General features: G+C 69.5%; 10 protein-coding genes. 3 read left to right on the forward strand and 7 right to left on the reverse strand.

The window, feature by feature from the left end; genetic code table 11:
• Positions 1–37: 37 nt before the first annotated feature.
• The gene (gene murJ / locus ACFWJB_RS02090; RefSeq protein ID WP_386919687.1) at positions 38–2,437 is read right to left on the reverse strand and encodes a murein biosynthesis integral membrane protein MurJ; all 2,400 of its coding nucleotides are present in this window, start codon (positions 2,435–2,437) and stop codon (positions 38–40) included.
• A 44-nt stretch (positions 2,438–2,481) separates the two neighbouring features.
• Positions 2,482–4,890: a DUF6049 family protein gene (locus ACFWJB_RS02095; RefSeq protein ID WP_386919689.1), complete on the reverse strand. Its 2,409-nt coding sequence runs from the start codon at positions 4,888–4,890 to the stop codon at positions 2,482–2,484.
• Between the two features lie 228 nt (positions 4,891–5,118).
• On the opposite strand from ACFWJB_RS02095, the gene ACFWJB_RS02100 reads away from it, so the two are divergent.
• Positions 5,119–6,564 (forward strand): CCA tRNA nucleotidyltransferase, encoded by a 1,446-nt coding sequence (locus ACFWJB_RS02100; protein WP_385459277.1) that lies wholly within the window; start codon positions 5,119–5,121, stop codon positions 6,562–6,564.
• 105 nt (positions 6,565–6,669) lie between these two features.
• On the opposite strand, the gene ACFWJB_RS02105 is transcribed toward ACFWJB_RS02100, so the two are convergent.
• The 4 genes from ACFWJB_RS02105 to ACFWJB_RS02120 all read right to left on the reverse strand — a co-directional run bounded on the left by ACFWJB_RS02105 (position 6,670) and on the right by ACFWJB_RS02120 (position 10,460).
• Positions 6,670–7,194 carry a hypothetical protein gene (locus ACFWJB_RS02105; RefSeq protein ID WP_385459275.1) on the reverse strand — a complete coding sequence of 175 codons (525 nt, stop codon included), beginning with the start codon at positions 7,192–7,194 and terminating at the stop codon, positions 6,670–6,672.
• Positions 7,195–7,315: 121 nt separating this feature from the next.
• Entirely contained in the window at positions 7,316–8,578 is a 1,263-nt protein-coding gene (locus ACFWJB_RS02110; protein WP_386919692.1) for an MFS transporter, read from the reverse strand.
• A gap of 77 nt (positions 8,579–8,655) precedes the next feature.
• Positions 8,656–9,738: an inositol-3-phosphate synthase gene (locus tag ACFWJB_RS02115; RefSeq protein WP_386919694.1), complete on the reverse strand. Its 1,083-nt coding sequence runs from the start codon at positions 9,736–9,738 to the stop codon at positions 8,656–8,658.
• 44 nt (positions 9,739–9,782) lie between these two features.
• Complete coding sequence (locus ACFWJB_RS02120) at positions 9,783–10,460, reverse strand: PadR family transcriptional regulator (RefSeq protein ID WP_385459269.1); 678 nt, start codon at positions 10,458–10,460, stop codon at positions 9,783–9,785.
• A 352-nt stretch (positions 10,461–10,812) separates the two neighbouring features.
• On the opposite strand from ACFWJB_RS02120, the gene ACFWJB_RS02125 reads away from it, so the two are divergent.
• Together ACFWJB_RS02125 and ACFWJB_RS02130 are read left to right on the forward strand one after the other, a co-directional pair.
• The gene (locus tag ACFWJB_RS02125) at positions 10,813–13,497 is read left to right on the forward strand and encodes a transglycosylase domain-containing protein (protein ID WP_386919697.1); all 2,685 of its coding nucleotides are present in this window, start codon (positions 10,813–10,815) and stop codon (positions 13,495–13,497) included.
• Positions 13,498–13,618: 121 nt separating this feature from the next.
• Positions 13,619–15,127 (forward strand): glycosyltransferase family 87 protein, encoded by a 1,509-nt coding sequence (locus ACFWJB_RS02130; RefSeq protein WP_386919699.1) that lies wholly within the window; start codon positions 13,619–13,621, stop codon positions 15,125–15,127.
• 113 nt (positions 15,128–15,240) lie between these two features.
• Here the strand turns inward: ACFWJB_RS02130 and ACFWJB_RS02135 are convergent, their stop codons facing one another.
• Positions 15,241–16,272 carry an alanine racemase gene (locus ACFWJB_RS02135; protein ID WP_385459265.1) on the reverse strand — a complete coding sequence of 344 codons (1,032 nt, stop codon included), beginning with the start codon at positions 16,270–16,272 and terminating at the stop codon, positions 15,241–15,243.
• Positions 16,273–16,284: the final 12 nt, after the last annotated feature.

The following is a 16,284-nucleotide window of genomic DNA, read 5'->3' on the forward strand; positions in this document are numbered from 1 at the left end:
ACGGGGACGGACGATGGTTGTGCGCCTACCCCCGGTCTCAGCGTCCCAGGCGTCCGCGCACCATACCGACCAGTGAGTTGACTTCCTCGATCCGCATCCGGCGTGCGGCGACGAAGAAGACACCGAAGAGGACCGCCGCGCCGGCCAGCAGGGCGGCCAGCGATCCGACGACACCCTGGCCGAGCGCGTGGCCGATGCCGTAACAGGCGGCACCGCTGAGCAGGGCGGCCGGGACGGACGCGATGCACAGCCGGGCGTACGTCCGCAGCACCCGGGTGCCGTCCAGGTCCCCGCCGAGCCGCTTGCGCAGCCTGCGCCAGGCGACGCCGACGCCGATCGCGTACGCCATGCCGTAGGCGGCGGCCATGCCGACCACGGCCCAGCGGGCGGGCATCAGGAAGTAACACAGGGCGGACGCCGCAGCGTTGACCGCGGCCACGATGACCGTGTTGTAGAAGGGCGTCCGGGTGTCCTCGTAGGCGTAGAAGGCACGCAGGACGACGTACTGCACGGAGTAGGGGATGAGGCCGAGACCGAAGGCCATCAGCATGTAGCCCATGTTGGTGGCTTCGCTGGTGCCCGAGGAGCCGAACATGAGCGTGCACATCGGGATGCCGAGCGAGACGAAGCCGAAGGACACCGGCACGATGGCGACGGCCGTCGTGCGCAGACCCTGGGAGATGTCGTCGCGGACCGCGCCGCCGTCGTCCTCGGACGCCGAGCGGGAGATCCGCGGCAGCAGGGCGGCCATCAGGGACACCGTGATGATGGCCTGGGGCAGGCCCCAGATGAGCTGTGCGTTGGCGTAGGCGGCGAAGCCGGTGCCGTCCACGGGGGACGCCGTGCCCGCGGCCGTGGAGAGCTGGATGACGATCATGGCGCCCGCCTGGTTGGCGAGGACGAACAGGACCGTCCACTTGGCGAGGGTGACCGCCTTGCCGAGTCCGTGGCCCCGCCAGTCGAAGCGCAGCCGCAGCCGGAAGCCCGTCTCGCGCAGATACGGGATCATCGCCAGGGACTGGACGACGAGGCCCAGCAGCACGCCGATGCCGAGCAGACGCTGGCCCTCCGGCGGGATGCTGGTGACCTTCATCCCGGAGGTCTCCGCGGTTCCGTACACCCAGATGAACATCCCCAGGGTGACGATGATGACGATGTTGTTCAGGACCGGGGTCCACATCATCGCGCCGAACCGGCCGCGGGCGTTGAGGATCTGCCCCATCACCACGTGCAGACCCATGAAGAAGATCGAGGGCAGGAAGTAGCGGACGAAGGTGATGCCCACCTCGTTCGCCGCCGGGTTGCTGGCGACGGGGTTGGACAGCACCCGGATCAGGAGGGGCGCGGCGAAGACCGTGATCGCGGTGAGCACGCCGAGCGCCACCATGACCAGCGTCAGCAGGCGGTTGGCGAAGGCCTCGCCGCCGTCGTCGTCGTCCTTCATGGCCCGCACCAGCTGCGGCACGAAGACGGAGTTGAGGCCGCCGCCGACGGTCAGGATGTAGATCATGGTCGGCAGCTGGTAGGCGACCTGGAAGGTGTCGCCGAGCAGGCCCACGCCGAGTGCCGAGACGATCAGGGCGGAGCGGATGAACCCGGTCAGCCGGGACACCATCGTGCCCGCCGCCATCACGGCGCTGGACTTCAGCAGACCGCCCGCACGGCCGCCCTTCCTGGGGGCGGAGGCCGGCGTGGCGGCGGACTCGGTCTCCGGTACGGGCGCCTCGGCCGCTTCCGGAGCGGCAGCCGCCGCGTACTGGCCCGGCGCGGGAGCCGCGTACGGCCCGGGGGCCGCAGCGCCGGCCCCGTACTGGCCCGGAGCCGGAGCACCGTACTGGCCGGGAGCCGGGGTGTTCGCGTAGGGGCCGGGGCCCTGGGGGCCGCCGTACTGGTCCGGTCCCGCGCCGTACTGGCCCGGGCCGGGCGCCGGGGAGGCAACCGGCGCCTGGTCGTCGTAGGACGGGTGGCCGCCCCCCTGCTGCTGGTCCCGGAACAGGTGGGCGAAGGCGTCGGGCTCGTGACGCTGCTCGCCGGCCTGGGTGACCAGGTCGTCCACGCCGACGAACTGGGTCGTGCGCGGGTCGTCGCCGTACGGCAGGTACTGCGTGGGGCCCTCCGGCTCGGGTGCCGGGGTCTGGGCCCAGACGCGTGGGTCGGGGGCGTACGGCGACTGGGCGGGCGGGCCGTACAAGGGCTGCTGCGGAGGGTATGTGCCCGGGGGCGGCGGCGGGTGTGCCGCGCGGTCGTAGAGCGCCTCGGAGACCGGGTCCTGGGCGGCCAGGTCCTGCGCCCGGTAGGGATCCTGGTCGTAGGCGTCCTGGAGGTACATGTCCGCGGGCGGCTGCTGCGGCGTCCGGCCGTGGTCGGGCACGGGGCCCTCGGGGTGGCCCGAGCCGTCCACGGCCCCACCGCGGTCACCGTCGTACGGCGCGTTCATGGTTACCCCACCTCATCGTCCCGGGCCGACCGGCCACGACATCCTCAACGGTCCACTCTCTCACCCGTGCCGGAAGGGTCGGCGTTTTCCGCTGCGGTGTCCGGTGCCGGGTCACTCGGCTGCTCGGGGCCGCCTGTCCGGGAGCGCGCCCCGGACTCCGTGGCACGCGCCTCCGGGCCGCCGGAGTTCTCGGGGGCATCGGGGTCCTCGGGATCGTCCTCGTCGCTCCCGGCTTCCTGGCCCTCGCCGTTGTCGCCCTTGCCGGCCGCACGGGCGGCAGCCCGCTTGCGCTGCGTGTACATCCGGAAACCGGCGAGCACGAGGAGCAGGACGCCGCCGCCGATGACCAGCATCACCGTGGCCGTGATCTCGGTGACCTTCACGTCGAAGGTGACGGCTTGGCCGTACGGCCGCCCGTCCGTCGTGTACAGCTGGGCGATCACCGTGGCCCGGCCGTTGGCGTTGGCGGACGTGGTGAACTTCACCGACTGGCTGTGGCCTCCGGAGACGGAGACCGGCCGCTCCTGGTAGGCCGCGCCGTCGATCTCGAGGCGCGTCGGGTTCGTCGAGGTGAGCCGCAGCACCAGGGGGCCGACGTCCTGCACCAGGTTGTTCTGCACCGTCACGGGGATCGTGGCGCTGCGGCCCGACAGCTTCGTCTCCGACTTGTCGATCAGTCTGACCCGCCCGGTCAGCCCGTCGAGGTACGCCCTCACGCCGGCGCGGAACGACCCGGCCTCGGCGGCCCGGCCCCGCCAGGACGCGGACATCTCCCGGTTCAGGGCCCGTCCGAAGGGCGTCACCACCCGGGACGGGTCCGACAGCACGACCTTGAAGTTGTCGAGCTTGTCCTGGGTCTGCGCGATCTGCGTGAACGCCGACCGCGGCAGCTCCCTCTTGCGCAGGGCGGAGGGGTACGAGGAGGTGCCCGGCACCTTGGTGGTGGCGTCGGGGTCGGGCTTGGCCGTGGCGGCCTCCGACAGCTTCTGGAACTGCGACCAGGTGCCGTCCTGGAGTGCTCTCAGCGCCTCGGCCATCGCGCGGGCCTGGCTGCCGGAGGGCGTGCGCTGCGGGGCGACGACGATGCTGCGCTGCTTGCCGGTCTGGAGCCCCAGCGCCAGGCTCTGGGCGAGGAACCGCTGCACCGCGAGGGTGGACGAGGACGCCTTCGTGAGGTCGCCCTCGAAAGCCGTGGACAGCCGGGCGTCCGCGACGACGGCGGTGATCCCGCCGCCGATGGGGCGGGCGGCCGAGGGGGTGTACGGCAGGCCGTTGGTCTCCTGGAGGCTGTCGCTGCGGGCGATCACCTTGTCGGCGCCCGCCGAGGTGGCGACCTTGACGATCGACCGGTCGACCGCGCCCTCCACGGGCCAGGCGAAGTCCTTGCTCGGTTTCACGTGGAGGATCGGCGTGACCGTGTTGTCGACGACGTCCGTGGCTTCCTTCAGCTGGCTCAGTGACCCGGCGATGTTCGTGCCGTTGTGGGCCAGCGAGGCGAGGTCGGGATCGGCGAAGGGCAGTGCGACGACCTCCTTGTCGGCCACCGCGTCCTGGAGGTCTGCGAGCCACTGCTTGGCGACCGCCTGATCGGTGCCGCGGACGGTGTCGTCCCCGTTGCGGACCCGGTAGCTGCCCGTCATCGCGTCGACGGAGGCGAGCAGGTCGGGGTCGACCACCCAGGTGACGTCGAGGTCCTTGCCCAGCGTGACCATCTGGTTCAGGCGGCCTCCGGGAGAGATCTCCTCGGCCAGGTCGTCGTTCAGGAAGACGGGCGTCTGTTCCTCGTTGGGACCCGTCTCGGCCGCCATGTGGGTGCGCGAGACGAGGGGCCAGAGATACGTCGTCTTCGTCTTCTGGCCGGTCGCGTCGGGCTTCCAGGGCAGGAAGGTGCGCTGGATGCCGAGGAGCTGCTCCCACGGCTGGGCCGAGGTCTGCCCGGAGAGCGAGACGGCGAATTCGTAGACGCCGTCCTCGCCGAGGTCCAGGTCGTCGACCGGGACGGAGATGTTGAAGTGCTCCGCGACGCCGGGGGCGAGCTCGGCGAACTTCGTCGTGTACTTGTCGTCGATCTCCGGAGGGACGGATCCCGAGAGATCGGTGCCGTCCTTGGCGATCGTGTCGACGGACGAGCGGGTGTTGATCTCGGGTCCCACCCGCAGTCCGACATGGGCCTTGGTGACCGGCTGCTTGCCGTGGTTGGTCACGGTGCCGGACACGGTCACCGTGTCCCCGTCGGTCGGGGCGGACGGGGTGAGCGAGTCGACGGCGACGGCCACCGATCCGGAGTCCGAATCGGCCCGGGCCGTCTCCTGTCCGTCGGCGTACGCGGAGCCGGCGGGCAGCTGGAGCACGCCGGCCAGCAGGGGCGCGCCGGCGAGCAGTGCCGCGGTGCGCCGGAGCCACCGGCGGGCAGGTGAGGGACTGGTCCCCTGGAAGTCTGCCGCCTCGGCCACGCGCTCGCCCGTCCCTCGTCGTGTCAGTGGTCGTCGGAATGTGCGTCCCCGCATGGTAACGATGCGCGCCGAGGGGAAGTGCCGCGGAGTACGCCACAAGATCGGCCGCGACACGGGCTGCCCCCGTATGTACCTCTATAGATGAGGGGTGAGCCGGCAAAGGGCGTGTCCGGGGGCACGGACGAGGGAGGCGACCTCGTCCGCCGAGGCCACGTACCCTGTCCTGTTGTGCCGAACGCCAACGAAGTCAACCCCAGTGCCATGAGTCAGGCGCAGCCTCGCGCGGTGAGCGAACCGTTGCGGGTGGCGCCTGTCGCCGACGACCTCGCCCGCCGCTTCCAGGAGGCCGGGTTCTCTCTCGCCCTGGTCGGCGGCTCGGTCCGGGACGCGTTGCTCGGCCGCCTCGGCAACGACCTGGACTTCACGACCGATGCCCGGCCGCAGGACGTCCTGAAGATCGTGCGGCCGTGGGCGGACGCCGTCTGGGAGGTCGGCATCGCGTTCGGCACGGTCGGAGCGCAGAAGGACGGCTTCCAGATCGAGGTCACCACCTACCGCTCGGAGGCGTACGACCGTACGTCGCGCAAGCCGGAGGTGTCGTACGGCGACTCCATCGAGGAGGATCTCGTCCGGCGGGACTTCACCGTGAACGCCATGGCCGTGGCGCTCCCGGAGAAGAAGTTCATCGACCCGCACGGCGGGCTCGCCGACCTCGCGGCCCGTGTGCTGCGGACTCCCGGCACTCCCGAGGAGTCGTTCTCGGACGACCCGCTCCGGATGATGCGGGCCGCGCGCTTCGCGGCCCAGCTCGACTTCACGGTGGCCCCCGAGGTCGTCACGGCCATGACGGACATGGCCGGGCGGATCGAGATCGTCTCCGCCGAGCGGGTGCGGGACGAGCTGAACAAGCTCGTCCTCTCCGCTCATCCCCGCCAGGGACTGACCCTGCTCGTGGACACCGGCATCGCCGAGCATGTCCTGCCCGAGCTGCCCGCCCTGCGTCTGGAGAGGGACGAGCACCACCGGCACAAGGACGTCTACGACCACACGCTCATCGTCCTGGAGCAGGCGATGGCCCTGGAGACAGAGGGCCCCGACCTGGTTCTCCGTCTGGCCGCCCTGCTGCACGACATCGGCAAGCCGCGTACGCGCCGGTTCGAGACGGACGGCCGGGTCTCGTTCCACCACCACGAAGTGGTGGGGGCCAAGATGACGAAGAAGCGTATGACCGCGCTCAAGTACTCCAACGACCTGGTGAGGGACGTCTCACGCCTGGTCGAGCTGCACCTGCGCTTCCACGGTTACGGCACGGGCGAGTGGACGGACTCGGCGGTCCGCCGCTATGTCCGGGACGCCGGCCCGCTGCTCGACCGCCTTCACAAGCTGACCCGCTCGGACTGCACGACCCGCAACAAGCGCAAGGCTGCCGCGCTCTCGCGGGCGTACGACGGGCTGGAGGAGCGGATCGCGAAGCTCCAGGAGCAGGAGGAGCTGGACGCCATCCGTCCGGACCTGGACGGCAACCAGGTCATGGAGATCCTGGGTGTCCGGCCGGGGCCGGTCGTCGGTCAGGCGTACAAGTACCTGCTGGAGCTTCGCCTGGAGAACGGGCCCATGGGGCACGAGGCCGCGGTGGCGGCTCTCAAGAAGTGGTGGGCCGACCAGGAAGGCTGAGCGCGGGCCCGCGTCATGTTTCACGTGAAACGTGACGCGAGCAGACGAAGGGGGCGGTGTTTCACGTGAAACACCGCCCCCTTCGTCGCGGACGACGTGGCTGCCCTACTTCTTGTAGTCCTTCAGGCAGAGCAGGAAGTCCTTGCCGTCACCGCTCTCGGTGTAGACGTACTGGAAGTCCTTGGCCGCGGCCTCGCACTTGCTCTGCGCCATCGTGTCGGTGAGGAACGAGCCCTCGATCTTGGCCAGCACCTCGTACTGGGCCTTCGAGTCCGCGCAGTCGACGACCTCGAGGTCCGGGTCGTTGTCGTCGGTGCTGCCGCGGTGCATGCAGTCACCGACGGCCGCCGTGTTGGCGTCGTCGCGGCTGGCTATGTAACCGCCGACGGCCACGCCGATGACGATCACCGCGATGACGATGTTCTTGATGGTCTTGAAGCTGACCTTGCGCTGGGCCGGCTGCGGCGGGACCGGCGCGTACGGTGCACCCTGCTGGGGGAAGCCGGGCTGACCGGGCTGCTGCGGGAAGCCCGGCTGTCCCTGCGCGTAGGGGTTCTGGCCCTGGGGTTGCTGCGGGGCCTGCGGCTGTCCCTGCGCGAACGGGTTGCCTTGGGGCGGCGGAGTGGTCATTGGGGGTCCCCCTAAACATGGGTGCATGACGCGAACTTGGCGCGAGTAAGACGCACGTAAGTTACCGGGCCGCGCTGACAACTCCGTAGTCCGGTGGAGCTCTGTGGCATTGATGTGACACTTACTGGGCGTCAAAACGGGCCATAGTCACCGCAACTGCTCCGTAGACAGCGGCGACGGTGACGACCAGTTGCACCGATCGCCCGTCAGGCGGCAGCATCAGCGCGGCCACCGCGGCGGCACCGACGAAGGCGACGTTGAACAGCACGTCGTAAACGGAGAAGATCCGGCCACGGAAGGCGTCGTCGACCGATGACTGCACGATCGTGTCGGTCGCGATCTTCGAACCCTGGGTCGTCAGCCCCAGGACGAACGCCGCGGCGAGCAGGGGCGCGGTGGCGAACGGCAGCCCGAGAGCCGGGACCAGCACCGCGGCGGCCCCCGCGCACACGGCCATCCAGCGGCCGGTGCCGAGTCGCCCGGCCGCCCAGGGTGTGATCACCGCCGCGGCGAAGAACCCGGTGCCGGAGACTCCCAAAACCAGTCCCAGCAGCGCGAGGCCCTCGTCCGTGTCCGACGTGAGGGCGTACCGGCACAGCATCAGCAGGAAGACGAGCAGGGCGCCGTAGCAGAACCGCATCAGGGCCATGGCGACGAGCGACCAGGCCGCCCGCCGGCGTGTGGGCGCGAGGAGGTGGTGCACGGCGGCCGCCAGGTCCCGGGCCGTGCCGGCGAGCGCGGACGCCAGCCGGGGGTGCACCAGTGCACGGTCGGGACCCAGCAGCTCCACCGCCATCCGCAGCGACGCGAGCGCGCCGCACAGGTACAGGGCGGCGCCGAGCAGCACCACGGCGGCGTCGGAGTCGGCGACCACGAGGCGCACGACGAAGGCGAGACCGCCGCCGGCCGTCGCCGCCAGGGTGCCCGCGGTCGGGGAGAGGGAGTTCGCGATCACCAGGCGCTCGGCGTCGACCACGCGCGGCAGCGCCGCGGACAGGCCCGCGAGGACGAAGCGGTTGACGGCGGTGACGCACAGGGCGGAGACGTAGAAGAGCCAGTCCGGGACGGAGGCGACCATCAGCACCGCGGTCGCCGAGGCGAGCAGGGCGCGCAGCAGGTTGCCGTACAGAAAGACCTGGCGGCGGCGCCAACGGTCCAGGAGTACCCCGGCGAAGGGGCCCACCAGGGAGTACGGGAGCAGCAGGACGGCCATCGCGGAGGCGATCGCGGCGGCCGAGGTCTGCTTCTCCGGCGAGAAGACGACGTAGGTGGCGAGCGCGACCTGGTAGACGCCGTCGGCGCCCTGGGAGAGCAGACGTACGGCGAGCAGGCGCCGGAACCCCTTCAGACGCAGCAGGACGCGCAGGTCACGGACGACGGCCATGGGGCACAGCCTCACATACGCGAAGGTCCCCGGGTCGTGCGACCCAGGGACCTTCAGCGGACTTCAGTCGGGCGCGGTCAGCGCTCGACCTCGCCCTTGATGAACTTCTCGACGTTCTCGCGGGCCTGGTCGTCGAAGTACTGGACCGGCGGGGACTTCATGAAGTAGCTCGACGCCGACAGGATCGGGCCGCCGATGCCGCGGTCCTTGGCGATCTTCGCGGCGCGCAGGGCGTCGATGATGACACCGGCCGAGTTCGGGGAGTCCCAGACCTCGAGCTTGTACTCCAGGTTCAGCGGGACGTCGCCGAACGCGCGGCCCTCGAGGCGCACGTAGGCCCACTTGCGGTCGTCCAGCCAGGCCACGTAGTCGGACGGACCGATGTGGACGTTCTTCTCGCCGAGGTCCCGGTCAGGGATCTGGGAGGTGACGGCCTGCGTCTTGGAGATCTTCTTGGACTCGAGGCGGTCGCGCTCGAGCATGTTCTTGAAGTCCATGTTGCCGCCGACGTTCAGCTGCATCGTGCGGTCCAGGACGACGCCCCGGTCCTCGAACAGCTTCGCCATGACGCGGTGCGTGATGGTGGCGCCGACCTGCGACTTGATGTCGTCACCGACGATCGGCACGCCGGCCTCGGTGAACTTGTCCGCCCACTCCTTGGTGCCGGCGATGAAGACCGGGAGGGCGTTGACGAAGGCGACCTTCGCGTCGATGGCGCACTGGGCGTAGTACTTCGCCGCGTCCTCGGAGCCGACGGGCAGGTAGCAGACGAGGACGTCGACCTGCTTGTCCTTGAGGATCTGGACGACGTCGACCGGGGCCTCGGCGGACTCCTCGATGGTCTCCCGGTAGTACTTGCCGAGACCGTCGAGCGTGTGACCGCGCTGGACCTGGACGCCGCTGTTCGGGACGTCGCAGATCTTGATGGTGTTGTTCTCGGAGGCGCCGATGGCGTCCGCGAGGTCCAGGCCGACCTTCTTGGCGTCCACGTCGAAGGCGGCGACGAACTCGATGTCACGGACGTGGTAGGCGCCGAACTGGACGTGCATCAGGCCCGGGACCTTGGACGCCGGGTCGGCGTCCTTGTAGTACTCGACGCCCTGCACCAGCGATGCGGCGCAGTTGCCCACGCCGACGATGGCTACGCGAACCGAACCCATTCCGGTTGCTCCCTGTGTGTACGAGTGAGGCCCTGACTGGGCGCTCACGTGGCGGTGTCGCCGGGCGTATCCGGCCGGGGGTCGTCCCCGGACCGGGGCAGGCCGCCCGTCGCTCCAGATGTCGTGTCCTGTTGAGCGGTCCCCTCGGCGGCGGGACCCCGCAGGTCCCGCCCCGCCCGCTCGCTCTCGATGAGCTCGTTCAGCCAGCGCACTTCGCGCTCCACGGACTCCATTCCGTGGCGCTGGAGCTCAAGCGTGTAGTCGTCGAGGCGCTCCCGGGTGCGGGCCAGGGAGGCCCGCATCTTCTCCAGGCGCTCCTCCAGCCGACTGCGCCGCCCCTCGAGCACGCGCATGCGCACGTCGCGCGACGTCTGCCCGAAGAACGCGAAGCGAGCGGCGAAGGTCTCGTCCTCGTACGCGTCGGGGCCGGTCTGCGAGAGGAGCTGCTCGAAGTGGTCCTTACCGTCGGCCGTCAGCCGGTAGACGATCTTGGCGCGACGCCCGGTGAGGGAGGCGGCGGCCTCGCCGATGTTCCCCGGTTCCTCGATCAACCAGCCGTTCGCGACCAGCGTCTTGAGGCAGGGGTACAGCGTCCCGTAGCTGAAGGCCCGGAACACACCCAGTGACGTGTTGAGCCGCTTGCGCAGCTCGTAGCCGTGCATCGGGGATTCGCGGAGCAGGCCGAGTACGGCGAACTCGAGGATGCCGGAACGCCGGCTCATCGTCGCCTCCTCTCGTCCTTATGCCGCGCTGATGTATCGGCTCGATACATCACGACGATAGAACGACCTTCCGCATGCGACAAGAGGTGTACTGGTGAACGGGATCACATCGGTGATTCATCGTGAGCAAGTTGCCTGATTTGAGGTGAACTTCGGAGCTCGGGGGTTTTGGCGGTGCGTAGTCTGTGCGCCATGCAGACTGCCGGGAACCGTGTGACGCGTGGGGGCGTCCTCGTCCCCGGTGCAGTACGGGTGAATGCGGTAGGGGCCGCATCCGTACTTCGGGGGGACCGGAAACCAGCCGCCTTTTCCAGGCGCGCAAAGGTGCGCCTGCCCGAGGAGTAGTCGTTCGATGAGCGAGCACCGTCGCAAACCGCCGCAGCCGCAGGGAGGCGGACGTGCCGCGGCCCGACGCGGTCAGTCCGGCTCGTCCTCCGGCCGCCGCGCGGCACCGCGAGGCGCCACAGGGTCTCCGTCCGGCTCGTACGGTCCGGAGGACGAGGAGCGTCCCTACGGGGGCCGTGCCGAGGCCCGGCGCGCGGCACAACGGAACGGAGGCGGTCGCCGCAGGGCGGCCGAGCCGGCCCGCGGCGGTCGGCGGGCCGGTGGCGCCGCGAGTGGTCCTGGACGAGGCCGGGTGACCGCTTCGGGCAAGAAGCGGCTGATCGACTACCCGCGGGGCGACCGGGACGGATGGCAGCGCTGGGTGCCGTCCTGGAAGCTCGTATCGGGTCTCTGCATCGCGTTCTTCGGCGGCCTGGTGGCCGCCGCGGGCATCGCGTACGCCATGGTCGGCATCCCCGACGTCGCCAAGACGGCGAAGGCGCAGAACAACGTGTACTACTGGGCCAACGGCGAGGTGATGGTCGCCACCGGTGGTGAGCGCAACCGCCAGGTGATCAAGCTCTCCCAGATCCCCAAGGCGATGCAGAACGCCGTCATCTCCCAGGAGAACAAGACGTTCTACTCCGACAGCGGCATCGACCCCAAGGGCATCGCCCGTGCCGTGTTCAACATGGCCCGGGGCGGCGAGACGCAGGGTGGATCGACCATCACCCAGCAGTACGTCAAGAACGCGATGCTGGAGGACCAGTCGCAGACGGTGTCCCGGAAGGTCAGGGAGATCCTGGTCTCGGTCAAGGTGGGTGCCGAGGTCGACAAGGACGAGATCCTCGAGGGCTACCTGAACTCCGCCTACTACGGCCGCGGGGCCTATGGCATCCAGGCCGCGGCGCGGGCGTACTTCAACAAGGACGCCGTCGACCTGAGTCCCGGCGAGTGCGCTCTGCTGTCGGCCGTCCTCAAGGGCGCCACCTACTACGACCCCGCGGGTGCCACGTCGATCGACCCGGCCGCCACCCCCGCGGCCAACAGGAAGCGCGCGTTCACGCAGATGCAGGACACCCTCGACAAGATGGTCGAGTACGGGCACCTGGCACAGGCGGAGCGCGCCAAGTACACCGAGCTCCCGACGGTGCAGAACCCGCGGTCGAACACCCAGCTGGGCGGCCAGATCGGCTACCTCGTCGACCTCGCCAGGGCGTCCCTGATCAAGGAAGGCGTCGCGACGCGGGACCAGCTGGACCAGGGCGGGTACGAGATCCACACGACCTTCGACAAGAAGAAGGTCCAGGACCTCGAAGCCGCGGTCACGAAGGTCTACAAGGCGAACATCAAGCCCGAGAAGCGTCCCAAGACCGACACCCACGTGCAGTTCGGCGGGGCGTCCGTGAACCCGGGGACGGGTGCCATCGAAGCCATCTACGGCGGCGCCGACGCGACCAAGCACTTCACCAACAACGCCGACGTGACCGGTGCGCAGGTCGGTTCGACGTTCAAGCCGTTCGTGCTCGCGGCGGCGATGAAGTGGGGCGTACGCGATCCCGACGGCCCCGAGGACCAGCCCCAGGACGAGCGCACGGTCGTCTCCCCGAAGAGCCTTTACAGCGGCCAGAACGACCTCAAGATCAAGAACTACGACGGGACGATCTGGACGAACGAGAAGGGCGAGCAGTGGCGCCAGGAGAACGACGGCAAGGACTCGCTCGGTGATCCGCCGGACTACAAGATCGACCTGCGCGAGGCCATGCGGGAGTCGGTGAACTCCGCCTATGTGCAGCTCGGAATGGACGTCGGTCTGGACAAGGTGAAGGAGGCCGCGGTCAGCGCCGGCCTCCTGGAGGACAGTCTGACGGGCACCAATTACCCGTCGTTCTCCATCGGTGTCTCGGACCCCAGCGCGATCCGCATGGCGGGTTCCTACGCCACCTTCGCGGCCAGCGGGAAGCAGCGTGCTCCCTTCTCCGTCACGAAGGTGGTGCGGGAGGGCGAGCAGATCTACTCGCACGAAGACAAGGCGAAGGTCGAGCAGGCCTTCACCGCGAAGGTCGCGGACAACGTCACCGACGTCCTGAAGACCGTCGTCGAGGACGGCACGGGTTCCAACGCCCAATTGCCGGGCCGTGAGGTGGCGGGCAAGACCGGTACCACGGACGGCAACAAGTCGGCCTGGTTCGTCGGGTACACCCCGCAGCTGTCGACCGCGATCAGCATGTTCCGCTACCCGGACGACGAGTCCATCAAGAACCGCACGTTCCTGGAGATGTACGGAACGGGCGACCAGGACAAGATCCACGGTGCGTCGTTCCCGTCGGAGATCTGGCACGACTACATGGAGCAGGCCCTGAAGGGCCAGCCTGCGAAGAAGTTCCCGACTCCGGAACCCATCGGTGAGGTCATCAACGCCACTCCGCCGCCGAGCCCGTCTCCGACGCCCTCCAAGACGGAGAAGCCGAGCCCGTCACCGAGCCCGACGCCGAGCCAGACTCCGACCAGTCCGTCGCCCACGCCGACTGACACCTGTGGCGTCTTCGACTGGCAGTGCGAGAACGGGGACAACAACGGCAACAAGAACGGCGGCAATGACACCGCCGGCGGGGACGGAAGTCCGTCGCCCTCGCCCTCGACGAGTGCGACGGAGGGCGACCCCGGCAACAATGGGCCCGGTGGTGGCACCATCTGGGGTTCCAGCGGATAGCCGCCTGTATGCCCGGTGTGCGTGTTTCACGTGAAACACCCGCTTGTTTCACGTGAAACAGGGGCCGCCGCACCCGTCGGGGTGCGGCGGCCCCGCCGTTTTCCCAGGCGCGTACGGCAGGATGTGCCCCATGCCCAGTGCAGAATCGACGCCACCGAGCGTGCACGAACCGGATCGGGTGCCGCCGAGCAGGGAGGACGCGGTCGCCGCGGCAGGCAGTGAGCTGATCGGCGGCCCTCTCGGCCGGCGTGCCCTGCTCGGGACGTCCTGGTGGACCCCGGTGCGCGTGATCGCGCTCGTGGCGATCGGCATGTTCGCCCTCGGCCTGGTCCAGAAGGCGCCCTGCTACAACGGCGCCTGGTTCTTCGGTGCCAGCTCCCAATACACGCATGCCTGCTACTCGGACATCCCGCACCTCTACCAGGGCCGTGGGTTCGTCGACGGGCTCGTGCCCTACTTCGACAAGCTCCCCGGCGACATGGAGTACCTCGAGTACCCGGTGCTGACCGGCTTGTTCATGGAAGTGGCGTCCTGGCTCACCCCGGGCAGCGGCTCCGTCCAGGACCAGGAACAGTGGTACTGGATGGTCAACGCCGGGATGCTCATGGTGTGCGCGGCCGTCATCGCCGTCTGCGTCACCCGCATGCACACCAGGCGCCCCTGGGACGGCCTGCTGGTCGCGCTGGCGCCCGCTCTCGCGCTCACCGCGACCGTCAACTGGGACCTGCTGGCCGTCGCCCTGACGACCGCCGCGATCCTGATGTGGTCGCGGGGGCGTGCCGTGGCCTTCGGTGTGCTGCTGGGCCTGGCCACGGCCGCCAAGCTCTACCCCTTCCTCATCCTCGGTCCGTTGCTGGTGCTCTGCTGGCGTGCGGGCAAGTGGCGGGAGTTCGGCAAGGCTCTGGGTGGAGCGGCCGGCGCCTGGCTCCTGGTGAACCTGCCGGTGATGCTCTTCGCGTTCGACGGCTGGTCGAAGTTCTACCGGTTCAGCCAGGAACGCGGCGTCGACTTCGGGTCCTTCTGGCTGATCATCGTCCAGAACACGGACGACCCGCCCAGCACCGAGACCGTCAACACGCTGGCCATGCTCCTGATGCTGCTGTGCTGCGGCGCCATCGCGGCGCTCGCGCTGACGGCCCCGCGCCGTCCGAGGTTCGTCCAGCTCGCCTTCCTCATCGTCGCGGCGTTCGTCCTCACCAACAAGGTCTACTCGCCGCAGTACGTCCTGTGGCTCGTGCCGCTCGCCGCGCTGGCCCGGCCGAAGTGGCGGGACTTCCTGATCTGGCAGGCCTGCGAGGTGGCCTACTTCCTGGGCATCTGGATGTACCTCGCCTACACCACCAGCGGAGACGCCCACAAGGGCCTGCCGACGGACGGCTACCACTGGACCATCGGCATCCATCTGCTGGGGACGCTGTACCTGTGCGTCATGGTCGTCCGCGACATCCTCCTGCCCGACCGGGACCCGGTCCGGCGGACCGGCGACGACGATCCCTCGGGCGGTGTGCTGGACGGCGCCGAGGACGTCTTCGTCCTCGGTCCCGCGGCGCGTGCGCCACAGCCCACGGATCACCTCGAGGGCTCCCTGGTGGAATGGGGCGCCGGGCGGCAGCCGGGGGGTTCGCTCTGAGCGAACCGGAGCGGCGAGCACCCGCCGACGGGTCTCCGGACGTGAGAAGGGCCGTACACGGGCAACCGTGTACGGCCCTTCCGGGGTTCTCCGGGGCTCCGGCTCCGCGACCGTCAGCGGTCGACGATGCGGTCGAACTGCGTGGTGGTGTGGCGCAGATGTGCCACCAGCTCGTCACCGACCTTCGGCTCCGGTGCGTCCGAGGGCACGAAGAGGATCGACACCTGCATGTGCGGCGGTTCCGCGAACCAGCGCTGTTTGCCGCCCCAGACGAACGGCGACAGGTTCCGGTTGACCGTGGCCAGGCCCGCTCGGGCGACGCCCTTGGCGCGCGGCATGACACCGTGCAGCGCCTTCGGCGCCTCCAGACCCACGCCGTGGGAGGTACCGCCCGCAACGACCACCAGGAAGCCGTCGGAGGCCGCCTTCTGCTGCCGGTAGCCAAAGCGCTCCCCCTTGGCCACGCGGGTGACGTCCAGCACGGCGCCGCGGTACTCGGTGGCCTCGTGGTCACCCAGCCACAGCCGCGTCCCGATGCGCGCGCGGAACCTGGTCTGCGGGAACTGCTGCTGGAGGCGGGCGAGTTCGTCGGCCTTGAGGTGGCTGACGAACATCGTGTGCAGAGGCAGACGGGCCGCACGCAGCCGGTCCATCCACCCGATGACCTCCTCGACGGCGTCCGAGCCGTCGGTGCGGTCCAGCGGCAGATGGATGGCGAAGCCCTCCAGCCGAACGTTCTCTATGGCGGCGTGCAGCTGCGGCAGGTCCTGCTCGCTGATGCCGTGCCGCTTCATCGAGGACATCACCTCGATGACCACCCGCGCGCCCACCAGGCCGTACACGCCGTCGATGGAGGAGACGGAGCGCACGACCCGGTCCGGCAGCGGCACGGGCTCCTCGCCACGCCGGTACGGCGTCAGCACCAGCAGATCGCCGCCGAAGAAGTCCTTGATCCGGGCGGCCTCGTAGGTCGTGCCCACGGCGAGGACGTCGGAACCGAGGCGCGTGGCCTCCTCAGCCAGCCGTTCGTGTCCGAAGCCGTAGCCGTTGCCCTTGCAGACCGGGACGAGCCCGGGGAACTGCTCCTGCACGTGCTTGTGGTGCGCCCGCCAGCGCGCGGTGTCGACGTAGAGCGTGAGCGCCATGGCCGGACCTGG

The sequence above is a fragment of the Streptomyces sp. NPDC127100 genome, from assembly GCF_042724095.1.
Taxonomy (GTDB): domain Bacteria; phylum Actinomycetota; class Actinomycetes; order Streptomycetales; family Streptomycetaceae; genus Streptomyces.

Excerpts from the sequence above, each read along its gene's own strand:
- murJ (WP_386919687.1), bottom strand. The coding sequence starts at position 2,437 with ATGAACGCGCCGTACGACGGTGACCGCGGTGGGGCCGTGGACGGCTCG.
- ACFWJB_RS02105 (WP_385459275.1), bottom strand. The coding sequence starts at position 7,194 with ATGACCACTCCGCCGCCCCAAGGCAACCCGTTCGCGCAGGGACAGCCG.
- ACFWJB_RS02110 (WP_386919692.1), bottom strand. The coding sequence starts at position 8,578 with ATGGCCGTCGTCCGTGACCTGCGCGTCCTGCTGCGTCTGAAGGGGTTC.
- ACFWJB_RS02115 (WP_386919694.1), bottom strand. The coding sequence starts at position 9,738 with ATGGGTTCGGTTCGCGTAGCCATCGTCGGCGTGGGCAACTGCGCCGCA.
- ACFWJB_RS02120 (WP_385459269.1), bottom strand. The coding sequence starts at position 10,460 with ATGAGCCGGCGTTCCGGCATCCTCGAGTTCGCCGTACTCGGCCTGCTC.
- ACFWJB_RS02125 (WP_386919697.1), top strand. The coding sequence starts at position 10,813 with ATGAGCGAGCACCGTCGCAAACCGCCGCAGCCGCAGGGAGGCGGACGT.
- ACFWJB_RS02130 (WP_386919699.1), top strand. The coding sequence starts at position 13,619 with ATGTGCCCCATGCCCAGTGCAGAATCGACGCCACCGAGCGTGCACGAA.
- ACFWJB_RS02135 (WP_385459265.1), bottom strand. The coding sequence starts at position 16,272 with ATGGCGCTCACGCTCTACGTCGACACCGCGCGCTGGCGGGCGCACCAC.